The sequence below is a fragment of the Simplicispira sp. 125 genome, assembly GCF_003096555.1.
In the GTDB taxonomy this organism is placed as follows: Bacteria; Pseudomonadota; Gammaproteobacteria; order Burkholderiales; family Burkholderiaceae_C; genus Simplicispira.
The window spans coordinates 3,191,694-3,212,392 of record NZ_QEKM01000001.1 but is presented as its reverse complement, the minus strand read 5'-3'; the positions used below and the strand labels follow the sequence as shown (position 1 = coordinate 3,212,392).

Here is a 20,699-nt window from a genome sequence, read left to right as displayed (position 1 = left end):
GCCCCGTTGGGTTTACTGGCCCATGACAAGGTCAGGCAAGAACAAGCTGATCTGCGGGATGTAGGTCACCATCACCAGGAACACCAGCAGCACCGTCAGCCACGGCAAGGCGGCTCGCGTCACCTGCACCAGGTTCATGCCCGTCACTCCACTGGTGACGAACAGGTTGAGTCCCACGGGCGGCGTCACCATGCCGATCTCCATGTTCACCACCATGATGATGCCCAGGTGGATGGGATCGATGCCCAGCTGCGTGGCGATCGGGAAGAAAATGGGCGCCAGGATCAGGATGATGCCGGTGGGCTCCATGAAGTTGCCGGCAATCAGCAGAATCACGTTCACCACCGCCAGGAACATCCAGGGCTCCATGCCCACGGCCATGATGTGCTCGGCAATGGTCTGCGGGATACGCTCGGTGGTCAGCACGTGGGCAAACAACAAGGCGTTGGCCACGATGAACATCAGCATCACCGTGGTGCGGCCCGCTTCCAGGAAGACGTGCGGCAGATCCTTGACCTTCAGGTCGCGGTAGATGAACACCGCCACGAAAAGCGCATACACCGCTGACACAGCGGCAGCCTCGGTGGGCGTGAACACACCACCGTAGATACCGCCCATGATGATGACCAACAGCGCCAGGCCCCACATCGACTCGCGCAGCGCACGCAGCACCTCGCCCACGCTGGCCTTGGGAGGCGGCGTGACCTTGAGCTTGCCCGCGCGCCACCAGACGGCAAACATCAGCATGAAGCCCAGCACCAGGCCGGGAATGACGCCCGCCATGAACATGCGGCCCACCGACACCTCGGTCACAGCGGCATACACCACCATCACGATGGACGGCGGAATCAGGATACCCAGCGTGCCGGCGTTGCAGATGACACCCGCGCCGAACTCCATGGGGTAGCCGTTTTTCACCATGCCGGCAATCACGATCGAGCCAATGGCCACCACGGTGGCCGGACTGGAGCCCGACACGGCCGCAAACAGCATGCAGGCCAGCACCGAAGCAATCGCCAGACCGCCGCGCAAATGCCCCACCGCAGCGATGGCGAAATTCACCATGCGCTTGGCCACGCCACCGGTGGACATCAGCACCCCGGCGAGTACGAAGAAGGGGATCGACATCAGCGTGTAGTGCTCGCTGGTCTCGAACATCTTGATCGTCAGGCTGGCCAGCGAATCCTGCGAGAAGAAAACAATGGTGATGATGCTGGAGAGCCCCAGGCTGATGGCGATGGGCATGCCAATCGCCATGCAGAAAAAGAGCAGCGCAAAAAGTACGAGCGTGTTCATTCGTTGTCCTCCGTGGCCTTGAGGCCCATGGCTTCTGCGGCTTCGTCGGCCAGGCGCAAAGAATCGGCGCGGCCGGTGATCAGGTCATAGAAGATTTGCAAAAAACGAAACCCGGTCAAGGCCATGCCCAAAGGCATCACCGCCAATATCTGCCAACGCTCGATGGACATGTCTTCCAGTTCGATGCCCACGTCCTTCATCTTGAGCACGTACTCCATCGAGCCCACCAGCACAAAGCCCACATAAACCAAGCTCAGCACCACCGCGAGCACGCCAAAAAACTTGCGCTTGGCCGGCGAGAGCAGCTTGACCAGCGCGTCCACCCCGATGTGCGAACCCACGCGCACCCCGTAGGAGACGCCCACAAAGATCATGATGGCGAAAAACACTGTGGTCAGTTCCAGCGCCCAGGTGAATCCGCTGTTGAACACATAGCGCATCACCACCTGCAGGAACGTCAGGCCCGTCATGGCCAGCAGCATGAGGGAGATGATCCACTCTTCAAGGCTATTGAGGATTTTCATCAGAATTGCTCCAAAAAAAGCCCCGGTCGTGCCGGGGCCATGGGCTCAGGTGTGCTCCGGCTTACTGGTTGGCGCGCAATGCCGCGTCAATCAGGTTCTTGCCGATTTCACCTTCAAACTTCTTCCATACGGGCTTCATGGCGGCGCGCCATGCTGCTTTTTGCTCCTTGGTCATGGGCACGACCTCGGCCTTCTTGTCGGCAATCACCTTGTCGCGGAACGACAGGGCTTCCTGGAAGGCGGCCTTGTTGCCATAGGCAATGGATTCATCCATCGCAGCCTTCAAGCCCTTTTGCACATCGGGCGGCAGACCAGCCCACCACTTGGCGTTGGTGATGACCATGTAGTCGAGCACGCCGTGGTCGGTGTCCATGATGTACTTTTGCACTTCGTGGAACTTCTTGCTGTAGGTGTTGGACCAGGGGTTCTCGGTGCCATCGACCACACCCGTTTGCAGGGCCTGGTACACCTCGGAGAACGAAATCTTCTGCGGGTTGGCGCCCACGGCCTTGAACTGGGCTTCGAGCACGTCAGACGCCTGGATGCGGAACTTCAGGCCCTTGGCGTCTTCGGGTTTGAGCAGCTTGGTGTTGGCCGAAAGCTGCTTCATGCCGTTGTGCAGGTAACCAAAGCCCATGATGCCCTTCTTGGACATGGACGAGAGCATGCTCTGGCCCTCGGGGCTGGCCTGGAAGCGGTCCACGGCCTGGATGTCATCGAACAGGAAAGGCAGGTCAAAAATCTGTACCTGCTTGGTGTATTTGCCGAACTTGGCCAGCGATGGCGCAATGATCTGCACGTCGCCCAGCAGCAGAGCTTCCATTTCCTTGCCGTCGCCGAACAGCTGGCTGTTGGGGAACACCTGCACCTCGACCTTGCCGGGAAGCGCCTTCTCCGCCAGTTCCTTGAATTTGAGCGCAGCCTTGCCCTTGGGCGTCACATCGGCCACCACGTGGCTGTACTTGATGACGATGGGGGCGGCCTGCGCGCCCAGACCAAAGGCCAGCAGCGTGCTGGCGGCCAGAAGCTTCAAAGTGAATTTCATGGGTGTCTCCAAAGTTGAAAGGGTCCAGAACGGGACTGGCTGAACGATACAAATACTCACCGGCCGAGGCAACTGTGGGCTTCAACAGTTCAGACATCAGGGAATACCCTGAATCAACCGCCATCGATGGCCTTGCGTGCATCGTCCAGCCATGCCGCGCCGATGCGCCGCGCCAGCCCCACATGCACCGGCTCTACGGCCTTGCGCATCAGGGCCATTTGCGCCGATGTGGGCACATGGATGCGCGTGCCCCCCGCCTCGCGCAGGGCGGACAGGGCCTTGTCGTTCTGGGTGTCCGCAATCTGGTTGCCAAAGTGCAGTGCCTCGCGCAGCGCCTCACTGACCAAGGTGCGGTCGGGCACGGACATGGACTCCCAGAAACGCTGGTTGGCGACGAAGGCGTAGCCCAGGTAGGCGTGCTGCGTCAGGCTCAGGTCGGTCTGCACCTCGTGCATGGACTGGGTCCAGAAATTGGAGATCGGGTTTTCCGTGCCATCGACCACGCCCGCAGCCAGGGCCCGGCGCGTTTCGCTGAAGGCCAGCGTGACCGGCCGTGCGCCCAGGGCGCGCATTTGCGCCGCAATCACGCGCGAGGCCTGGATGCGCATGCGCAGGCCCACAAAATGGGCTGGCTCCAGCAAGGGACGGTTGGCACTCATGTGCTTGAACCCGTTGTCCATGAAGCCCAGCCCCACCAGCCGCTGGCGTGCCAGCCGGTCGAGCATGCGCTGCCCCAGGGCGCCCTGGGTAATGCGCCGCACATTGGCCAGATCCGGAAAAAGGTAGGGCAGGTCAAACAGCTCGAACTCAGGGAAGCCGATGCGCCCGAACTTGGACAGCGAAGGCGCCAGCATCTCCACGGCGCCCAGTTGCAGGGCCTGCATTTCGTCATGGTCACCATACAGGCGCGCATCGGGATAGACCACCACCGCGATGCGCCCGCCCGAGCGTTCCTCCACCAGTGCCTGGAACCGATTCGCCGCCAGGCCCTTGGGCGTTTCCTCGGCCACCACGTGTGAGAGTCGGATCGTCAGCCCCGCAGGCGCGGCGCGTGCCAGCCCGGCAGCCGAGCCCGCCGCAGCTGCCAGCCCGTGCAGCATGCTGCGGCGTTTGAAGCCTGGAGCCTGTGTGTCGATCGTTCCCATGGTCGCTATGCTACGGCTAGGAGGCCGTCGGACTTGGAGCGTCGATAGCGAAAATTGGCCCCAGCGAGGACAGTTTTTGCCGGATTTGCAGCCCCATAGCCCGGCTATGGGGCAAAAAGACGGTGAAAAATGGACCGCTGAGGTCAATTTGCAGCCGACGATTTCCAAGTCCGACAGCCTCCTAACGCGCGCCAACCCCACTCCGATGCAACCCTTGCCCGATCCACAACCCCTGGACTTTGCCCTGCTGCAGCAGACGCTGCCCGGCCAGGCCCCACGCAACCGCCGTGCGCTTTGGTGGATGCTGGGTTTTTTGCTACTGGTGGTGGCATCGGTGGTGGCTTTGGTGCTGTACCTCAATGCCTTCGAGAACGAGGAAGAAGAACGGCGGCGCGTGGCCGATGGCCAGTGGCTGGAGCAAAGCGTGCGCTTTCATTTCAACCGCCTCGAAGAAGACTTGCTGGTGCTGGCGCGCCAGGCCGTGATACCCCTTCCCCGCGCCCCGCACGTGCAGCCCACCATGCAGGGCGGACTGCTGTGGAATGCGCCGGGCGCCATCCTCTGGCACGGCTGGCAGGCTGCAGGGCCCGAAGGCCTGCCCGCCCGCTGGCGCGCCGAAAGCCAGGCCCACCCGGCCAATGCCGAGGCACTGTCGAGCATGCTCGACATTGCCGCAGGCCTGCGCCGGTCCGCCTACGCCGGGCCCATGCGCCAGGCCGATGGTACGCAGACCGACACCGTCTGGCTGACCGTGCCATTTTTTGAGCGTGGCCTTTTTGTGGGCAACTATGTGGCCGCACTGGCCATGGATGCCTGCGTGCAAGGGCTGGTGCCCCCCTGGTTCCACCAGAGCCACCGCGTGCGGCTGGTGACGGATGGCGCCGACGCCTCCGCCGCCGAACCGGATGGCCCCAGCACCTACCTGGCGCCGATGAACCTGCCGGGCACCGACCTTTTTGTGGAAGTAGCCCCGCTGGACACCCAGCCCGCGACGGTACCGCGAATTTTTTTGCTGGTTGCGCTGCTGTTTTTGCTGGGCATGCTGGTCAGCCTGCTCGCCCTGCGGCGCGACATTGGCAAGCGCCAGCATGTGCAGGCGCTGTTGCAGGCGCAGGTGGTACTGCGCACGGCCATGGAAAACTCCGTCACCATTGGCCTGCGTGCCTGGGCGCGCAATGGCAAGGTGCTGTATGTGAACGAGGCGTTTTGCCGCATGGTGGGCTACAGCGCCACTGAGTTGGTGGGCCAGTCAGCGCCCATGCCCTACTGGCCCGCACACCAGGCCGGAGAGCTGGGCGTGCTGCACCGCGATGTGATCGCCCAGGGCACCCGTGACGAAGGCCTGGAGGTGCAGTTCCAGCACCGGGACGGCCATCTGGTGGATGTGCTGATCCACGAATCGCCGCTGACCACCGCACGGGGCGAACAGGTCGGCTGGATGAGTTCGGTGCTCGACATCAGCGAGCGCAAGCGCGCCCAGCGGCTGGCCGCGCTGCAACAGGCAAAGCTGGAGGCCTCAGGCCGCCTGGTCGCCATCGGCGAGGTGGCTTCGACCCTGGCGCACGAGCTCAACCAGCCCCTGGGCGCGCTGAGCAGCTTTGCCAACGGCCTGCTCAACCGGTTGCGCGACCGCAGCATTGCCCTGGACGATGTGGCGCCCGTGGTGGCCCGCATGGCCCGCCTCTCGGACAAGGCCGGGGGCATCATCCAGCGCGTGAATGCCTTTGCACGCCAGCGCGAGCTGTCGTACCAGCGCTTTGATCTGACCGGTTTTGTACGCCGCTGCGTGGCCACGCAGACGCCCCCGCCCAGTGTGGCCCTGCAGGCGCTGTCCCCCCGGGGCGCGGTGTGGGTGCAGGCCGACGGCCTGTTGCTGGAGCATGTGGTGACCAACCTGGTTGCCAACGCCCTGGGCTGGGCTGCCCGGGGAGCCCACCAGCCCGGACAGGTGCGCGTCTGGGTGCAGGCGGCCACCGAACCCCGCATGGCGCAGTTGTGTGTGGCCGACAGCGGCCCCGGCGTGAGCGAGGAAGACCACGAGCACATCTTCAATGCCTTTTTCAGCACCCAGGACGGCGGCATGGGCATGGGCCTGGCCATTTGCCGCTCCATCGTCGAGGCGCACCATGGCCGTATCGAGGTGGCGCGTGACGCCGACCTGGGCGGCGCCCGCTTTACCGTCTGGCTGCCGCTGGACGGCGCACCCACCAGCCCCTCATTGCAGGAGACCCCATGAACCGCGTTGCCATCCACATCGTTGACGACGACCCGGACGTGCGCGACGGCCTGGCCTGGCTGTTCGACTCGCGCGGCTACCGCACGGCCGCCTGGGACGGCGGCCCCGCCTTCCTCAAGGCCGCCGCGGTGCGCCAGGACGACTGGGGGCATGCCGTGGTGTTGATGGACATCCGCATGGAGCCGCTCTCGGGCTTGAACACGTTTGAAAAGCTCACGCAGCTGGGCTGTCCGTGGCCGGTGCTGTTTCTCACCGGGCATGGCGACGTGGGCATGGCGGTGGCCGCCGTGAAGAACGGTGCCTGGGATTTTCTCGAAAAGCCCTTTCAGGACAATTTGCTGGTCGACCGCGTGGAACAGGCCCTGGCCGCCGCCAGCGCGCAGCAGCAGGCCCAGGGCGAAGCGCAGCGCCTGCGCGGCGCCCTGGTCAGCCTGAGCCAGCGCGAGCGCGAGGTGCTCGACGAGCTGCTGTGCGGCCACTACAACAAGACCATCGCCGACCATCTGGGCATCACCCAGCGCACGGTGGAGTTCCACCGCGCCAACATCTTCGCCAAGCTGGGCGTGCATTCGGCCATTGAACTGGCACACCAACTGGGCCGCCTGCAGGCAGTGCCCGCACCCGGCGGCACGGACAGCCCGTAAAACCATGTGCTGGACTGCGGGAAACAGGCCCTTTTTGACATTCCAGCCCAGGCTGGAACAATCCGGAAGCTCCTACACCCCGGGCCACGCCCGTTTTTGAACTGGAGCCTCATGTCTCGCTTGCACCACCTTCCCCGTTTTTTGATCTCCCTGGCGCTTTGTTTGACCGCCGCCACCGGCGCGCAGGCACGCGAGATGGTGAGCGTAGCGCGGGCCGAGGTGAATCTGCGTGCCGGTGCGGGCACCCAGCACGAAGCGCTGTGGGTGCTGTCCAAGGGCTACCCGCTGGAGGTCACCCGCCGCAAGGGCCAGTGGTTGCACGTGCGCGATTTCGAGAACGATACGGGCTGGATCTTTCGCCCGATGGTGGGCAAGAAAGCGCACCATGTGGTCAAGGGCAAGGTCGTCAACCTGCGCCGCAGCCCGAGCACCCGCTCGCCCATCGTTGGCAAGGCCACCCGGGGCGAAGTGCTGCGCACCCTGGAGCGGCGCAGCGATTGGGTGAAGGTGCAGCAAGACGGCGGCCCGCGCGGCTGGGTGGCGCGCCGCCTGTTGTGGGGCTGGTAAACCGCCCATGGCAACACCTGGTCTGCGGCTGCTCAGCGTGAACGTGGGTGGCTGCCAGCGTTTGCGTGCGGGCGAGCGCAGCGTGCTCTCGGCCATTGGCAAGCACGCCGTGGCAGGCGCGGTGCGTGTGGGCCGCCTCGGGCTCGATGGCGACGAGCAGGCCGACCTGAGCGTGCACGGCGGCCTGGACAAGGCCGTCTACGCCTATCCTGCCGCGCACTATGCTTTCTGGCAGGCACAGCGGCGCGAGCGTGGTGTCAGCCTGTTTGACGAAGACCTGCCTTGGGGCTTTATGGGCGAGAACCTCACGGTCGAAGGCCTGCTGGAGCACGAGGTGTATGTGGGCGACCGGCTGCACTTTCCTGACTGTGTGCTGCGCATCACCGCGCCCCGTGAACCTTGCTACAAGTTCACTGTAGTGATGGGCTTTGCCCAGGCGGGCCGCACCATGGCACAAACGGGAAACTGTGGCTACTACCTGGCGGCCGAGCAGCCGGGAACCCTGGCCGCCGGGCAAAGTGGCTGGCTGCAACCGGGCCAGCGGAGCTTGAGCATTGCGCAGGCGCTGGCCGGCAAGTGGGCCAAACACGCGCGCTGAGGCGCCGCTGCAGCGTCTTCTATATAAAATTGATAGCTGCTAGCGCTTATCTCATAAGCGTCAGAGGCCAATTTGACCTCTGTTTTCAAAAATATCAGCGCGCCGCCTCGGGCAGCTCGATCTTCACTTCGAGCACTTCGAGGTTGTCCTGGCGCTCCAGGCTCACCTTGAGGTCGTCGGGATTGATTTTGACGTACTTGCTGATCACCGCCACCAGCTCGCGCTGCAGCGCCGGCAGGTAGTCGGGCTCGGCAGCATTGCGGCCGCTGCGCTCGTGCGCCAGGATGATCTGCAGACGTTCCTTGGCAACGCTGGCTGTTTTTTTCTTTTCGCCCAGCAGGAAGGAGAGGAAAGACGCCATGGCTTATTTGCTCCCGAACAGGCGTTTGAAGAAGCCGGGCTTTTCGGCGTCGATAAAGCGCAGGGGCTTGTCTTCGCCCAGGAAGCGGTCGATCACATCCTTGTAGGCTTCGGAGACGTCCGTGCCCTGCAGATGGATGGCGGGCAGGCCCTGGTTGGAGGCCTGCAGCACCACCTCGGATTCGGGGATGACGCCGATGAGCTTGATGCGCAGGATGTCCTGGATGTCCTCCAGGCTCAGCATTTGTCCCTCCTGCACGCGGCCGGGGTTGTAGCGGGTGATGAGCAGGTGCTCCTTGATGGGCTCGCTCCCCTCGATGGCGCGCATGGTCTTGCTGCCCAGCATGCCCAGAATGCGGTCCGAGTCACGCACCGAGGACACCTCGGGGTTGGTCACCAGCAGCGCCTCATCGGCAAAGTGCATGGCCATGAGCGCGCCGCTCTCGATGCCGGCGGGCGAGTCGCAAACGATGTACTCAAAGTCCATCGCGGCCAGGTCCTTGAGCACCTTGCCCACGCCCTCGATCGTGAGCGCGTCCTTGTCGCGCGTCTGGCTGGCGGCCAGCACGAACAGGTTGTCGCAGTTCTTGTCCTTGATCAGCGCCTGGTTCAGGTTGGCTTCGCCCTGGATGACGTTGATGAGGTCATACACCACGCGGCGTTCACACCCCATGATGAGGTCGAGGTTGCGCAGACCGACGTCAAAGTCGATCACGGCGGTCTTGTGGCCGCGCAGGGCGAGGCCGGAAGCAAAGGCAGCACTGGTGGTGGTCTTGCCCACGCCACCCTTGCCGGAGGTCACGACGACGATTTTTGCCATGTGTAGAGGTCTCTCGAGGGGTTGCTGTTGGATGAAATATCAGTGATCAGGGTGCGCATGCAGCGCAATGACGCTCGGCATGGCCGCGGTCCATGCCAGGGCAGCCGCGCAAGGGCCGCCCCGCCGCGCTGGCTGCGTCCCCCTGCCCGCAGCGCGTAGCGCTGCGAGAGCGGGGGGAAGGAGCGAAGCGACATAGGGGGGTGTCTCACTGGAGCGCTTCGATGAGGAGCTTCTCGCCGTCGAGCCGCACCTGGGCCGGCTTGCCGCGCACGTCGGCGGGCAACTCAGTCTCGGTGGTGCGGTAGATGCCCGCGATGGAGACGAGCTGCGGCTCCAGGCAGGTCGAAAAAATACGGGCTTCGGTGTTGCCACGTGCACCGGCGATGGCACGGCCGCGCAGAGGAGCATAGACATGGATGTTGCCATCGGCAATCACCTCGGCGCCAAAGCTCACCATGGCCAGCACCACCAGATCGGCGCCGCGCGCATAGACCTGCTGGCCCGAGCGCAGGGGTTTGTCCACCACCACAGTGCCGGGGCCGGGCATGGGCACTTCGCGCACCACTTCCACCTCAACCTCGCGAATGACCTCGCGCACCACTTCCTGTACAGGGGCAGCAGGGGCCTCAGCGCGGGCGGGCGGTGCATCGGGCGCTGCGGTCAAGCCTGCGGCGCGCGCGGCGTCCATCTGGGCAGGGTTGCCGCCGCGCACGGCCACGGGCAGGGTGCTGTGGCGGCGCAGCGCGGACACGATGCAGGCAAAGTCGATGGCGGCGTCGGCCTCGCGCACCGGAGCCAGGTCGATCAGCACCGGGTCATTGTCAAAAAAACCCGGGGCATCGGCCACGCGCTCGGCCAGATCGGCCGCGAACTGCGCGGCATCGGTCGTCTTGAGCACCACAGCTACCACGGGCAGCGAAGCGCTTTTAAGATCAAAGCTGGAGCGGGACTGCGCCGCCGTCGTAAGGGCCATGAATGGATTGCGGGGATAAATGCCACGCCCCGGAGCGCCAGGCGGGCGCGCCGGTGGCCGGGCCAAAAGCGCAAAGTGTACTGTGCGGCACCGCGCGCCCGCGTAACGGGGCGTGCCTGCACGCGCGCTGTCCCGGGTTCAGGGGCGGGGTTCGTGCAACCACTGCAGGCACGGGACATATTAAAACCGCCGCACAGGGGTGGTCTAATCCCAAGGCATGCCACGGCCAGCCCCATCGGATCGCGGCGCAAACCTCCAACTTCGTCTCCAAGGAAGAGCATTGATGTTGAACATACCCTCCCGGCGATTCCCACGACTTACGCGCGCCATGAATCCTCTGCGATCCGCATTGGCCCTGGGCTGTTCCGCGTTGGCCTTGATCGGCTGCGGAGGGGGCTCTGACGATGCGGCACAGCCACCCGCGCCCAGCCTCACAGCACCTGCGAACTTCACATTCGAAGTGAACTTCCGATGGTCCGCCACGCCAGGCGCCACCCGCTACGAGCTGCATGTGGATCCAGACGGCCCCGGCCCACTGCCTGAGGCCAAAGCGGTCGATGCCACCAGCGACAACTGGACGGGCTTCAGGTACCAGTCTATGGATTCGTTGGCGTTCACGGGAACCTTCTACGATGCCAGCATCGCTGTCCTCGACCTGGCTACGAGAATCAACACCACCTACCGGCTGCGTGCGTGCGATGCCCAAGGATGCGGGAGCTTTACAGCACCCATCGTCAATGAACCCAGCTACGAATTCCCTTCCGGAAGGGTCCCGATCTTCCATTCGCTGTCCAAAGACGGACTCACACTCGCTATCGGGCAGCCCAGCGCCGACGCAGACTCCACCGTATCGGTCTTCACACGCAACAGCAGTGCTCATCCATGGCAGCAGCACGCCGTGCTGCGTTCCGGTAATGCTCAGTTCGGGATCAACCTAGCGCTGTCTGACGACGGCAACACCCTGGCCGTCGGTGAATTTGTACCACCCAAAGATGACCCAGCCTCTTACGGGACACGTTCTTACATCTACCAGCGCAGTGGCAGTACCTGGAACCAACAAGCTTCCCTAGCCCCCCGCAACATCCCATCGGACTGCCAGCAGCCATGCGCGATGTCTGGCCTTCGGTTGGCGCTATCCGCCGACGGCAGCTTGCTGGCTGGGTCGATAACCTTTTTCTCGCAAACCACACGCAGGTACATGGGTGCCGTCGTGATATATGCCCGCAACGGAGCAACTTGGTCTCAACAGGCTTTGCTAGAGACAGGCGACACCTTCGTAGAACTCATGGCCCTGGCACGTGATGGCAAGACCTTGGCGGTGAACCAAGGCGCCACTCGCCGTGGCGGTGGCACTCCGTCCTTCGCCCTGGTCTTCACCCAGCAAAGCAACGGCACCTGGAACCAGCAAGCCCGCATTCCTGTGGGTATCACGTACTTCACGGACATTGCGGCCGGTTCTTACAGTGATATGAAGCTGTCCGACGACGGCAACACCCTTGCTGTCTTGGCGGCGAATGGGGCAGAAGACCGTGCTATCCATGCCGCCGATCTCTCGTGCGGCCCCCTGTCGAAGGATGGGTATTACATGGCATTGTTTACACGCAATGGCACGGCATGGCAGCGGCAAGCCGCTATCTCGCGCGGTTACGACAGCAGCTCCTCATGGGCACTGGCCCGCGATGGCAATGCCCTGCTCTACAAGAATTCACTGTTCACGCGCAGCAACGGCGCCTGGGCTTGCCCTTGACCGGCTGATGCACGAAGGGCATGCCGACCTTGGAGGCGAGGCAAGGCGCGGCTCGGTGTACCCGATAACACCGAGCCCTGCATTAGCATCGGCACCATGTCCCTGACCCGCAAAAACCACCTCGACACCCTCGCCATTTCGCTGTTGCTGGCCTGCTGCATGCTGTGGGGCTTTCAGCAGGTACTGGTGAAAACCACCGTCACCGAGGTGGCGCCTGTGTTCCAGGCCTTTGTGCGCTTTGCCCTGGCCACGATGGCCGTGGCGGCGTGGTGTCTTTGGCGCGGCGTGCCGCTGGGCAGCGCGGGCGAGCCCGTGGGGGCCGTGCGCGGCGGCCTGCTAGCGGGGGCGCTGTTCGCCGCCGAATTTGCCTGCATTTACATCGGCCTGCAGTACACCACGGCATCGCGGCTGACGGTGTTCCTGTACTGCGCGCCGTTCTGGATGGCGATCCTGCTGCCGCGCTTCATTCCCGGCGAGGACCTGCGCGGCTGGCAGTGGGTGGGCCTGGCGGGCGCCTTTGTGGGTGTGGGCCTGGCCATGGGCGACGGCCTGCTGGGCCCCGCCAATGCCGCCCTGCCCCGCGCCTGGGTGGGCGACCTGCTGGGCCTGCTGGGCGGCTTGCTGTGGGCGCTGACCACGGTGGTCATCCGCAGCACGCCGCTGGGCCATGTGGCACCGGCCAAGCAACTGTTCTACCAAGTGGCGGTGAGCACGGCGGTGCTGCCCCTGCTGTCGCTGGCGCTGGGCGAGCGCTGGGACTTTCATTTCAGCGCCTTCGCCACCATGTCGCTGCTGGTGCAGGCCTTGCTGGGCGCCTTTGCGAGCTACCTGGCGTGGATGTGGATGCTGGCGCACTACCCAGCTACCAAGATTTCGGTGTTTGTGTTCCTGACCCCCGTGTTTGCGCTGATGTTCGGCGCCTGGTGGCTGGGTGAGCCTGTCACCCCCGGATTGCTGGCCGCGCTGACCCTGGTGGCGGCGGGAATCGTGCTGGTGAACCGGCGGCCTGCAGCAGCGTGATTTTGAATGAAATATACCTCTAACGCTTGCCCATCAAGCGCTAGCAGCTATCATTTTTAAAACCCCAAGAACCGACGGTGAAAGCTTCAGAGCTTGGGAATGCGGATCCGGCTGATCATCAGCGACCCCGACACCGCAAACAGCAGCACCAGAGGATGGAGCGTGAAACCGCCAATCATCACCTTGCCAAACCACAGGTTCTCGCGCACGGCACCCATGTAGGCGGCCAGCGCCAGCAGCCCCACCAGCACGATGGACGTGGGGATGGGCGTGCCCTCAAAGTAGCGCACCTTGCCGTCTTCGCCCGACAGCGTTTCGGCCGTGACGTTGTAGCGCGCCAGGCGCGATACGCCACAGGCCACGAAGTAGGCCAGAACGATGCGGTCATACAACCCCTGCATGCCGCAGCCATAGGCAATGATGGCGGGCGCCACGCCAAACGAGATCACGTCGGCCAGGGAATCGAGCTCGCGCCCCATGGCCGAGCTTTTCTGCCGCCAGCGCGCGATGCGCCCGTCAAACACATCGAAAACCAGCGCCGCCAGCACCAGGCCGCAGGCAAAGTAGATGTGCAGCACATCGTGCGTTTCCAGATAGCTCATGCTGGAAAACAGTGCGCCCACACCACAGACGGCATTGCCCAGCGTAAACCAGTCGGCCAGGTGGAACTCGCGGATCATGGAAAAGCGTTTGGGGCGCGGTGCGCTGGAATCGGTCATGGGCAGCTTTGCGGCGGGTAAGGGTGGCCCATTATGAAAGCGCTCTGCGCGCGCGCTGTGTAGGCCAACACCGTCGCGGCTCAGCGCCGCGCTGCGTGGTCTGCCGCAAACGCCACATACCAGTCCAGGCAGCCTGGGTTGGCCATGGCGTCCTTGTTGACCACCTTTTCGATGGGCTGGCCCAGCAGCAGCTTTTTGATGGGCAGTTCCTGCTTTTTGCCGCTCAGGGTGCGGGGCACCTCGGCCACGGCAAAGATATCGTCGGGCACAAAGCGCGGGCTGAGCGCTGTGCGGATGGCGCCGTTGATGCGCGCGCGCAGGGCGTCGTCCAGCGTGTGGCCCGGGCGCAGCACCACGAACAGGGGCATATAGCTCTCGCGGCCCAGGTATTCGAGGTCCACCACCAGGCTGTCGAGCACCTCGGGCAGGGCCTCAACGGCGCTGTAGAGCTCGCTGGTGCCCATGCGCAGGCCGTGGCGGTTGATGGTGGCGTCCGATCGGCCGAAGATCACGCAGCCACCGTCCGCGTCGGCACCAATCTGGATCCAGTCACCATGGCGCCAGACGGCCCCCATCGCTGCCGGGCCGTCGCCCCCACCGGGCTGGCGGCCATGGCCTGCCGGGAACATGTCGAAGTAGCTGGAAAGGTAGCGCTCGCCCCGGGGGTCATTCCACAAATAGAGCGGCATGGACGGGATGGGCTGCGCGCACACCAGTTCGCCCACCGCATCGAGCACCGGGCGGCCCTGTGCGTCCCAGGCCTCGACGGCGGCGCCCAGCATGCGGCACTGCATCTTGCCGGGGGTTTGCGGCAGCTCGCGGTTGCCGCCAATGAAGGCACCGGCAAAGTCTGTACCACCCGAGATGTTGCACCACCAGATGTCGCCCCCACGCTCTCCCACTGCGTGTGGATCGCTGCCCCCCAAGGGGGCCTTCGCACCTTGGGGCGGCCCGGCGGTGCTCATGTCGCCCCCACGCTCTCCCACTGCGTGTGGATCGCTGCCCCCCGAGGGGGCCGCGCCTTGCTTGGGGCGGCCCGGCGCGGCGGCCCAGGCCTGCGCCATGAAGCGCGTTCCCCACTGCTGCACCTCGGCAGACAGCGGCGAGCCCGTGGAGCCGAGCACGCGGATGTGCGAGAGGTCGCCGCAGTCCTGCGGGGTGATACCTGCCTTCATGCAGGCGGCATAGAAGGCCGCCCCCGCGCCAAAGAAGGTCACACCGGTCTCCGACGCAAAACGCCAGAGCGTGGCCCAGTCCGGGCGTTCTTTGCTGCCGCCGGGGTTGCCGTCAAAAATGACGCAGGTGGTACCGGCCAGCAAGCCGCCCACCTGGGCGTTCCACATCACCCAGCCGGTGGAGCTGTACCAATGGTAGCGCTCGCCCAGGCTGTTGGGCGCATAGCTGCAGCCCAGGTCGTTGTGCAGGGCGCCCAGCTGCATTTGCACCAGCACCATGCCGCCGTGCCCGTGCACGATGGGCTTGGGCAGGCCCGTGGTGCCGCTGGAATAGACAATCCACAGTGGGTGGTCGAACGGCAGCCACAGGGGCTCAAACGCCTCAACTTCAGGGTCAAAATTGCCTGTAGTGCTTTTCCAGCTTGCGCAACCAGCTACTAAAATAGTAGCATCCAGATTCCCCAGTAGCAGCGTATGCCGCAGACTGGGCAAGGCCGCACGCAGTTCGTCCAGCACGGGTAGTCGGTCGTGGTCGCGGCCGCCATAGGTCACGCCATCGACGGCAATCAATACCGTGGGCTCAATCTGCCGGAAACGGTCGAGCACGGCGTGCGTGCCCATGTCGGGCGCGCAGATGCTCCACACACCGCCGATGCTGACCGTGGCCAGAAACGCCACCATGGCCTCGGGCACATTGGGCAGGTAGGCGGCCACGCGGTCGCCCGGCTGCACGCCCTGGGCCTGCAGGTGCAGTGCCAGCGATGCGACCTGGCGGCGCAGTTCGGGCCAGGTCATCTCGCGGTGCGCGCGCTTTTCGTTGCTGCTGACGATGGCCGGCACACCCGCGGCGTGCGCCGCATCCACATGGCGCAGCACCTGGCGCGCATAGTTGACCTGGGCACCGGGAAACCACTGCGCTCCGGGCATGGTGTTGCGCGCCAGCACCGCGCTGTGCGGCGTGGGCGACTGGATGTCAAAGTAGTCCCACACGCTCTGCCAGAAGGCATCAAGGTCGGTGATGGACCAGCGCCAGAAAGCGTCGTAGTCGTCGAAGGACAGGCCACGCTGCTCGTGCAGCCAGTTCTGAAAGAGACGGATTTGGGGAAGATAGGGCGCTTGCATACGGTGGGCAGGGTAGCGCGTACGCGCCCGGGGCGGCACAGGGTTTGTACGGTTGTACAAACAATTTAGACAATCGTCCAATCAAACGCCATGGCAGCGCCTTCCACGCCCCCCAAAACCCGCGCCCGCGCGGCGGTGCACAACCGCCCCGACCGGCGTGCAGCCATTTTGCTGGCGGCCGAGAAACTGTTTGCCGAGCACGGTTACCACGCGGTCTCCATCCGCCAGATTGCCCTGGAAGCACAGGTGCCCCTGGCGCTGGTCGCCTACTACTACGGGCAGAAGCATGAGCTGTTCCATGCCATCTTCGCGCACTGGCGCAGCACCATAGACGCCCGCCTGGCCCTACTGCAACAGGCCCAGGCCAGCCCCCGTGACGGCAGCTACCTGCGGCGCATCGTCGAGGCCTTTGTGAACCCCGTGCTGGCCATGCGCGCCAGCTGCGAGGGTGAGTACTACGCGCAACTGGTGGCACGCGAGCTGACCTACCGCACCCCCGATACCGAGCGCGTGCTGGCCGACTACTTCGACCCCATGGCGCACGCCTTCATTGATGCCCTGCACGCTGCGCGGCCAGGAGCCCCACGCGCGCAGGCTGCCTGGGCCTACCAGTTCACCATAGGGGCGCTTTTGCACCACCTGATCGACCACCGGGTAGAACGCCTCTCGTGCGGCGCAAATACCTCCCACGATCCGCAGGCCGCCTCGTTGCTCATCGATTTCATGACCGCAGGCATCGCCGCACTGCTGCCAGCCCATCCGTCCACCTGAAGGAGACCTCCATGCACCGCCGTTCATTCCAGATCGCCGCCGTCGCCGCAACCCTGTGCTGCGCCGCCACCGGCGCCAGCCATGCGCAGCAAACCCTGCGGCTCACCGCGGCGGGCGGACACCCGCCGGTGTTTTTGTGGGTCAAGCTGATCGACGAATTTTTCATCCCGGAAGTGGACAAACGCCTGGCCGATGCGGGCGGCAAGACCAAGATCGACTGGACGCGGGCCTGGGGCGGCACCCTGATCAAGATCGGCAGCGAATCCAAAGGTATTGCCGACGGTGTGGCCGATATCGGCTTCGTCGGCACCCTGTTCGAGGCGCCGCGCTTTCCGCTGCAGAACGTGAGCTACTTCGCGCCGTTCGGCTCCGAAGACATTGGCACCGTCACCAAAGTGGTCGCCCAGCTGCAGCACGATATACCGGCGATGGGCCAGGCCTGGACCAAGAACGGGCTGGTGTACCTGGGCGGGGCAGCGCTCGATTCGTACCACCTGTGGACCCACTTCCCGGTCAAGTCCATCGACGACCTCAAGGGCAAGAAAATCACCGCCCCCGGCCCGTCCGCGAACTGGGTGCAGGGCACGGGCGCGGTCGCCGTGGCGGGCAACCTGAACACCTACTACGAGGACATCAAGTCCGGCGTATCGAACGGGGTTGTCACCTTTGCCACCGGCGCCTGGGGCGCCAAGGTGCACGAGGTGGCGCCCTACATCACCAAGGTCAATTTCGGCTCTCAGTTCGCGGGCGGCATTGCCATGAACAAGGGGCGTTTCGACAAACTGCCGCCCGAGGTCCAGAAGATCTTCCGCGAGGTGGGCGACGAATACAGCGTGCGCTTTGCCGCCGCGCAAACGACGGCGGCCGCAGGCCTGCTCAAGAAGATGGAAGAGGGCGGCGCCAAGATCAGCGAACTGCCCGCCCCCGAGCGCAAGCGCTGGGCCGAAGCCCTGCCGCCCATCGCCAAAACCTGGGCAGCCGACCTGCAGGGCAAGGGCCTGCCCGCCGAGCAGGTGCTCAAGGGCTACGTCGATGGCCTGAAGAAGGCGGGAACTGACCTGCCACGCGACTGGTCCGCCAAGTAATTCCATTTCTAAACCATCCGTGTCGTTGCTGCTTCGCCTTGCCGTGCTACACAGCACTGTCAGCGGCTTCGCGCCTAGACCCGAATGATTTGGAAACAGAATAAGGACACTCGCCCATGGCGCATTCCGTTACTTCAGAAACCCACCCACCGGCAGCGGGAACCGACTCGTACCGCCAGCCGCTGCCGTGGAAGTTCCACCGCGTGGTGCAGGCGCTCAACGCACTGGGCACGCTGTGGATCGTGTTGTTGATGCTGCTCATCAACACCGATGTGCTAGGCCGCAACCTGTTGAATGCGCCGGTGCGCGGGGTGACGGAGCTGGTGTCGCTGTCCATCGTGGGTATCGTATTCCTGCAACTGGCTGACACGCTGCACAGCGGCCGCATCACACGCGCCGATGTGCTGCTGCAGGGCCTGGAGCGCAGCCACCCGCAGGGGGCCGCGCTGCTGCACGCCGTCTTCCATGGGGTCGGGGCAACCTTGATGGCCACCATTCTCTGGGCGGCCTGGGAGCCGCTGTGGGAGTCCATCCGCATCCGCGAATATGTGGGCGCGATCGGCGACTTTACGGCGCCGGTGTGGCCGGTGCGCCTCGTCATGCTGATCGGTCTGGCGGCCACGCTCGCCACCTTCGTGCTGCTGGCCTGGGCCGACCTGAAGCGCTTTGCCGCACTGCGCCGGGGAGGCAAGGCGTGAGCCCGACCCTGGTGGCCTGCGCGTCGCTGGTGCTGATGCTGGCACTGATCTGGGCCGGTATGCATGTGGCCGTGGTGCTGGCCGTCGTCTCGTTCATCGGCGTGTGGCTCATCAAGGACGATGCCGGCATTGCCGCCCACCTGCTGGCGCAGGCCAGCCAGGACGCCATTGCCAGCCACATCTTTGGCGTGGTGCCGCTGTTTGTGCTCACGGGCTTCCTGGTGGCCCATGCCGACATTGGCAAGGATGCGTTCGAGGTGGCCAACCAATTGCTGCGGCGCCTGCGCGGCGGCCTGGGCGTGGCCACGGTGGCGTCAAACGCCGTGTTCGCAGCCATTACCGGTGTGTCGATTGCCTCAGCCGCGGTTTTCACGCGCGTCGCCGTGCCCGAGATGCTGCGCTTTGGCTACCAGCCGAAATTCGCCGTGGGCGTGGTGGCCGGGTCATCGGTGCTGGGCATGCTGATCCCGCCCAGCCTGCTGATGATTTTGTACGGTTTCCTGTCCAACCAGTCGGTGGGCGACCTGTTCACCGCGGGCATTGTGCCGGGCCTGCTGCTGGCGCTGGCCTACACCCTGGGCATCGTCGTGATGTCTTTTGTCTGGCCGCGCTCGGTGTATGCCAGCGGTGCACCCCAACCCATCGAAGACATGGTGCTGATGCCCGTGGGCACCTTGCTGCGCAAGCTCGTGCCCAGTGTGCTGATGATCGTGCTGGTGCTCGGCGGCCTGTACGCAGGCTATTTCACAGCCACCGAGGCGGGGGCCGTGGGCGCGGCGCTGGCGCTGGTGATTGCGCTGCTGCGCGGCAAGCTCAATGCCCGCACGCTGTGGAGCGTGCTGACGGAGACCGGACACGTCACGGTATCGGTGAGCTTTCTCATCATCTGCGCCACCATCTACACGCGCATGCTGGCCATGTCAGGCATGCCGCAATTCCTGGTCGAAACCATGGCGCAGGCTGGGCTGGGCGCCACGGCGTTTCTGATGCTCTATGTGCTGATCGTGATCGCGCTGGGCATGGTGGTCGACTCCTCGTCCATCCTGCTCATCGTGCTGCCGCTGATGCTGCCGCTGGCCGAGCAGTTCGGCATGAACCTGATCTGGTTCGGCGTGGTGACCGTGGTGGCCGTCGAGATCGGACTGCTGACACCACCGTTTGGTCTGTCGGTCTACGTCATCAAAAGCACGCTGCAGGACGAGAGCATCTCGCTGGGCGATATTTTTCGCGGCACAGCGCCCTTCACGCTCATGATGCTGGGCGTGCTGCTGCTGCTCATCTTCTTCCCAGCCATCAGCCTGGTGCTGTTGCGCTGACCGTTTCCCTGCCCAAGGAGGTCTCCCCATGCCCCGCACTTTTGTTGACTTGTCGATCTACCTGGAGAACGACGTCATCTCCGACCCACCGGCCTTTGCGCCCAAGATCCAGTATTTCAGCCATGAGAACACCTTCGCGCAGATCGCGCCCTTCTTTCCCGGCCTGAAAAAGGAAGACCTGCCCGACGGCGAGGGCTGGGCCGTGGAGCTGGTCAACCTCTCGACGCACAACGGCACACACCTCGATGCGCCCTACCACTTCCACTCGACCCAGGACAAGGCCCTGGGTGACAAAAAACCCGCCATCACCATCGACCAGGTGCCGCTGGAATGGTGCTTCCAGCCCGGCGTAAAGCTGGACTTTCGCCATTTTGCCGACGGCTACGTGGTCACGGCCAAGGATGTGGAAGCCGAACTGGCCCGCATCGGCCATGTGCTGAGCCCCCTGGAGATCGTGGTGGTGAACACGCGCGCGGGCTCGCGTTACGGACACGACGATTTTGTGAGCGCCGGGTGCGGCATGGGCTACGAGGCCACCATGTACCTGCTCGAGCGCGGCGTGCGCCTGACAGGCACCGACGCCTGGAGCTGGGATGCACCCTTTGTGCACACCGCCCAGAAGTACGGCCAGACGCACGACGCCAGCCTGATCTGGGAAGGCCACAAGGCCGGACGCGACATTGGCTATTGCCACCTGGAAAAACTCCACAACCTCGAAGCCCTGCCGCACACGGGTTTCATGATCAGCTGCTTTCCGCACAAGATTCGCGGCGCCTCGGCGGGCTGGACGCGCGCCGTCGCCATCTTTGACGATGCCCTGCTCCCTGCCAAGGCCTGA

At 64.4% G+C, this 20,699-nt stretch carries 20 protein-coding genes; 11 read left to right on the top strand and 9 right to left on the bottom strand.

What is annotated here, in order from left to right; translation table 11 throughout:
* Positions 1-12 precede the first annotated feature (12 nt).
* From C8D04_RS14995 to C8D04_RS14980, 4 genes are all read right to left on the bottom strand, one after another.
* On the bottom strand, positions 13-1,296 hold the full coding sequence (locus tag C8D04_RS14995) for a TRAP transporter large permease subunit (RefSeq protein ID WP_116005576.1): 1,284 nt from the start codon (positions 1,294-1,296) through the stop codon (positions 13-15).
* Complete coding sequence (locus C8D04_RS14990) at positions 1,293-1,820, bottom strand: TRAP transporter small permease (RefSeq protein WP_116005575.1); 528 nt, start codon at positions 1,818-1,820, stop codon at positions 1,293-1,295. The genes C8D04_RS14995 and C8D04_RS14990 overlap by 4 nt, the downstream gene beginning before the upstream one ends.
* A 61-nt stretch (positions 1,821-1,881) precedes the next feature.
* A complete protein-coding gene (locus C8D04_RS14985; protein ID WP_116005574.1) occupies positions 1,882-2,865 on the bottom strand; it encodes a TRAP transporter substrate-binding protein in 984 nt (327 codons plus the stop codon).
* A 113-nt stretch (positions 2,866-2,978) separates the two neighbouring features.
* On the bottom strand, positions 2,979-4,010 hold the full coding sequence (locus tag C8D04_RS14980; protein ID WP_116005573.1) for a DctP family TRAP transporter solute-binding subunit: 1,032 nt from the start codon (positions 4,008-4,010) through the stop codon (positions 2,979-2,981).
* A gap of 205 nt (positions 4,011-4,215) precedes the next feature.
* On the opposite strand from C8D04_RS14980, the gene C8D04_RS14975 reads away from it, so the two are divergent.
* The 4 genes from C8D04_RS14975 (at position 4,216) to C8D04_RS14960 (ending at position 8,055) form a co-directional block, all read left to right on the top strand.
* Positions 4,216-6,246, top strand: coding sequence for an ATP-binding protein (locus tag C8D04_RS14975; protein ID WP_158550318.1), 2,031 nt, complete (start codon positions 4,216-4,218; stop codon positions 6,244-6,246).
* On the top strand, positions 6,243-6,890 hold the full coding sequence (locus tag C8D04_RS14970; protein ID WP_116005571.1) for a response regulator: 648 nt from the start codon (positions 6,243-6,245) through the stop codon (positions 6,888-6,890). Before C8D04_RS14975 ends, C8D04_RS14970 begins: the two co-directional genes overlap by 4 nt.
* Positions 6,891-7,001: 111 nt before the next feature.
* Positions 7,002-7,457 carry an SH3 domain-containing protein gene (locus tag C8D04_RS14965; RefSeq protein WP_116005570.1) on the top strand — a complete coding sequence of 152 codons (456 nt, stop codon included), beginning with the start codon at positions 7,002-7,004 and terminating at the stop codon, positions 7,455-7,457.
* A 7-nt stretch (positions 7,458-7,464) separates the two neighbouring features.
* A complete protein-coding gene (locus C8D04_RS14960) occupies positions 7,465-8,055 on the top strand; it encodes an MOSC domain-containing protein (RefSeq protein WP_116005569.1) in 591 nt (196 codons plus the stop codon).
* A gap of 94 nt (positions 8,056-8,149) precedes the next feature.
* On the opposite strand, the gene minE is transcribed toward C8D04_RS14960, so the two are convergent.
* The 3 genes from minE to minC all read right to left on the bottom strand — a co-directional run bounded on the left by minE (position 8,150) and on the right by minC (position 10,208).
* Entirely contained in the window at positions 8,150-8,416 is a 267-nt protein-coding gene (minE, locus tag C8D04_RS14955; RefSeq protein WP_116005568.1) for a cell division topological specificity factor MinE, read from the bottom strand.
* Between the two features lie 3 nt (positions 8,417-8,419).
* Positions 8,420-9,235: a septum site-determining protein MinD gene (minD, locus tag C8D04_RS14950; protein ID WP_116005567.1), complete on the bottom strand. Its 816-nt coding sequence runs from the start codon at positions 9,233-9,235 to the stop codon at positions 8,420-8,422.
* 205 nt (positions 9,236-9,440) lie between these two features.
* A complete protein-coding gene (gene minC / locus C8D04_RS14940; RefSeq protein ID WP_116005566.1) occupies positions 9,441-10,208 on the bottom strand; it encodes a septum site-determining protein MinC in 768 nt (255 codons plus the stop codon).
* Positions 10,209-10,536: 328 nt separating this feature from the next.
* Between minC and C8D04_RS14935 the strand changes: the two genes are divergently transcribed.
* Together C8D04_RS14935 and C8D04_RS14930 are read left to right on the top strand one after the other, a co-directional pair.
* Positions 10,537-11,955, top strand: coding sequence for a hypothetical protein (locus tag C8D04_RS14935; protein WP_116005565.1), 1,419 nt, complete (start codon positions 10,537-10,539; stop codon positions 11,953-11,955).
* 96 nt (positions 11,956-12,051) lie between these two features.
* On the top strand, positions 12,052-12,975 hold the full coding sequence (locus C8D04_RS14930; protein WP_116005564.1) for a DMT family transporter: 924 nt from the start codon (positions 12,052-12,054) through the stop codon (positions 12,973-12,975).
* A gap of 86 nt (positions 12,976-13,061) precedes the next feature.
* Here C8D04_RS14930 and pssA read toward each other — a convergent pair whose 3' ends face one another.
* Positions 13,062-13,694 (bottom strand): CDP-diacylglycerol--serine O-phosphatidyltransferase, encoded by a 633-nt coding sequence (gene pssA, locus C8D04_RS14925; RefSeq protein ID WP_116005563.1) that lies wholly within the window; start codon positions 13,692-13,694, stop codon positions 13,062-13,064.
* Positions 13,695-13,774: 80 nt separating this feature from the next.
* The gene (locus C8D04_RS14920; protein ID WP_116005562.1) at positions 13,775-15,991 is read right to left on the bottom strand and encodes an acetoacetate--CoA ligase; all 2,217 of its coding nucleotides are present in this window, start codon (positions 15,989-15,991) and stop codon (positions 13,775-13,777) included.
* A gap of 90 nt (positions 15,992-16,081) precedes the next feature.
* Here C8D04_RS14920 and C8D04_RS14915 point away from each other — a divergent pair, with 90 nt between their 5' ends.
* From C8D04_RS14915 to C8D04_RS14895, 5 genes are all read left to right on the top strand, one after another.
* The gene (locus C8D04_RS14915; RefSeq protein ID WP_116005561.1) at positions 16,082-16,762 is read left to right on the top strand and encodes a TetR/AcrR family transcriptional regulator; all 681 of its coding nucleotides are present in this window, start codon (positions 16,082-16,084) and stop codon (positions 16,760-16,762) included.
* An 11-nt stretch (positions 16,763-16,773) separates the two neighbouring features.
* Positions 16,774-17,847 carry a C4-dicarboxylate TRAP transporter substrate-binding protein gene (locus C8D04_RS14910; protein ID WP_116005560.1) on the top strand — a complete coding sequence of 358 codons (1,074 nt, stop codon included), beginning with the start codon at positions 16,774-16,776 and terminating at the stop codon, positions 17,845-17,847.
* Between the two features lie 116 nt (positions 17,848-17,963).
* Complete coding sequence (locus tag C8D04_RS14905) at positions 17,964-18,545, top strand: TRAP transporter small permease (protein ID WP_116005559.1); 582 nt, start codon at positions 17,964-17,966, stop codon at positions 18,543-18,545.
* Positions 18,542-19,861 (top strand): TRAP transporter large permease subunit, encoded by a 1,320-nt coding sequence (locus tag C8D04_RS14900; protein ID WP_233521188.1) that lies wholly within the window; start codon positions 18,542-18,544, stop codon positions 19,859-19,861. The genes C8D04_RS14905 and C8D04_RS14900 overlap by 4 nt, the downstream gene beginning before the upstream one ends.
* A gap of 28 nt (positions 19,862-19,889) precedes the next feature.
* Positions 19,890-20,699 (top strand): cyclase family protein, encoded by an 810-nt coding sequence (locus C8D04_RS14895; RefSeq protein ID WP_116005558.1) that lies wholly within the window; start codon positions 19,890-19,892, stop codon positions 20,697-20,699.

Excerpts from the sequence above, each read along its gene's own strand:
- C8D04_RS14995 (WP_116005576.1), bottom strand. The coding sequence starts at position 1,296 with ATGAACACGCTCGTACTTTTTGCGCTGCTCTTTTTCTGCATGGCGATT.
- C8D04_RS14990 (WP_116005575.1), bottom strand. The coding sequence starts at position 1,820 with ATGAAAATCCTCAATAGCCTTGAAGAGTGGATCATCTCCCTCATGCTG.
- C8D04_RS14985 (WP_116005574.1), bottom strand. The coding sequence starts at position 2,865 with ATGAAATTCACTTTGAAGCTTCTGGCCGCCAGCACGCTGCTGGCCTTT.
- C8D04_RS14980 (WP_116005573.1), bottom strand. The coding sequence starts at position 4,010 with ATGGGAACGATCGACACACAGGCTCCAGGCTTCAAACGCCGCAGCATG.
- C8D04_RS14975 (WP_158550318.1), top strand. The coding sequence starts at position 4,216 with ATGCAACCCTTGCCCGATCCACAACCCCTGGACTTTGCCCTGCTGCAG.
- C8D04_RS14970 (WP_116005571.1), top strand. The coding sequence starts at position 6,243 with ATGAACCGCGTTGCCATCCACATCGTTGACGACGACCCGGACGTGCGC.
- C8D04_RS14965 (WP_116005570.1), top strand. The coding sequence starts at position 7,002 with ATGTCTCGCTTGCACCACCTTCCCCGTTTTTTGATCTCCCTGGCGCTT.
- C8D04_RS14960 (WP_116005569.1), top strand. The coding sequence starts at position 7,465 with ATGGCAACACCTGGTCTGCGGCTGCTCAGCGTGAACGTGGGTGGCTGC.
- minE (WP_116005568.1), bottom strand. The coding sequence starts at position 8,416 with ATGGCGTCTTTCCTCTCCTTCCTGCTGGGCGAAAAGAAAAAAACAGCC.
- minD (WP_116005567.1), bottom strand. The coding sequence starts at position 9,235 with ATGGCAAAAATCGTCGTCGTGACCTCCGGCAAGGGTGGCGTGGGCAAG.
- minC (WP_116005566.1), bottom strand. The coding sequence starts at position 10,208 with ATGGCCCTTACGACGGCGGCGCAGTCCCGCTCCAGCTTTGATCTTAAA.
- C8D04_RS14935 (WP_116005565.1), top strand. The coding sequence starts at position 10,537 with ATGAATCCTCTGCGATCCGCATTGGCCCTGGGCTGTTCCGCGTTGGCC.
- C8D04_RS14930 (WP_116005564.1), top strand. The coding sequence starts at position 12,052 with ATGTCCCTGACCCGCAAAAACCACCTCGACACCCTCGCCATTTCGCTG.
- pssA (WP_116005563.1), bottom strand. The coding sequence starts at position 13,694 with ATGACCGATTCCAGCGCACCGCGCCCCAAACGCTTTTCCATGATCCGC.
- C8D04_RS14920 (WP_116005562.1), bottom strand. The coding sequence starts at position 15,991 with ATGCAAGCGCCCTATCTTCCCCAAATCCGTCTCTTTCAGAACTGGCTG.
- C8D04_RS14915 (WP_116005561.1), top strand. The coding sequence starts at position 16,082 with ATGGCAGCGCCTTCCACGCCCCCCAAAACCCGCGCCCGCGCGGCGGTG.
- C8D04_RS14910 (WP_116005560.1), top strand. The coding sequence starts at position 16,774 with ATGCACCGCCGTTCATTCCAGATCGCCGCCGTCGCCGCAACCCTGTGC.
- C8D04_RS14905 (WP_116005559.1), top strand. The coding sequence starts at position 17,964 with ATGGCGCATTCCGTTACTTCAGAAACCCACCCACCGGCAGCGGGAACC.
- C8D04_RS14895 (WP_116005558.1), top strand. The coding sequence starts at position 19,890 with ATGCCCCGCACTTTTGTTGACTTGTCGATCTACCTGGAGAACGACGTC.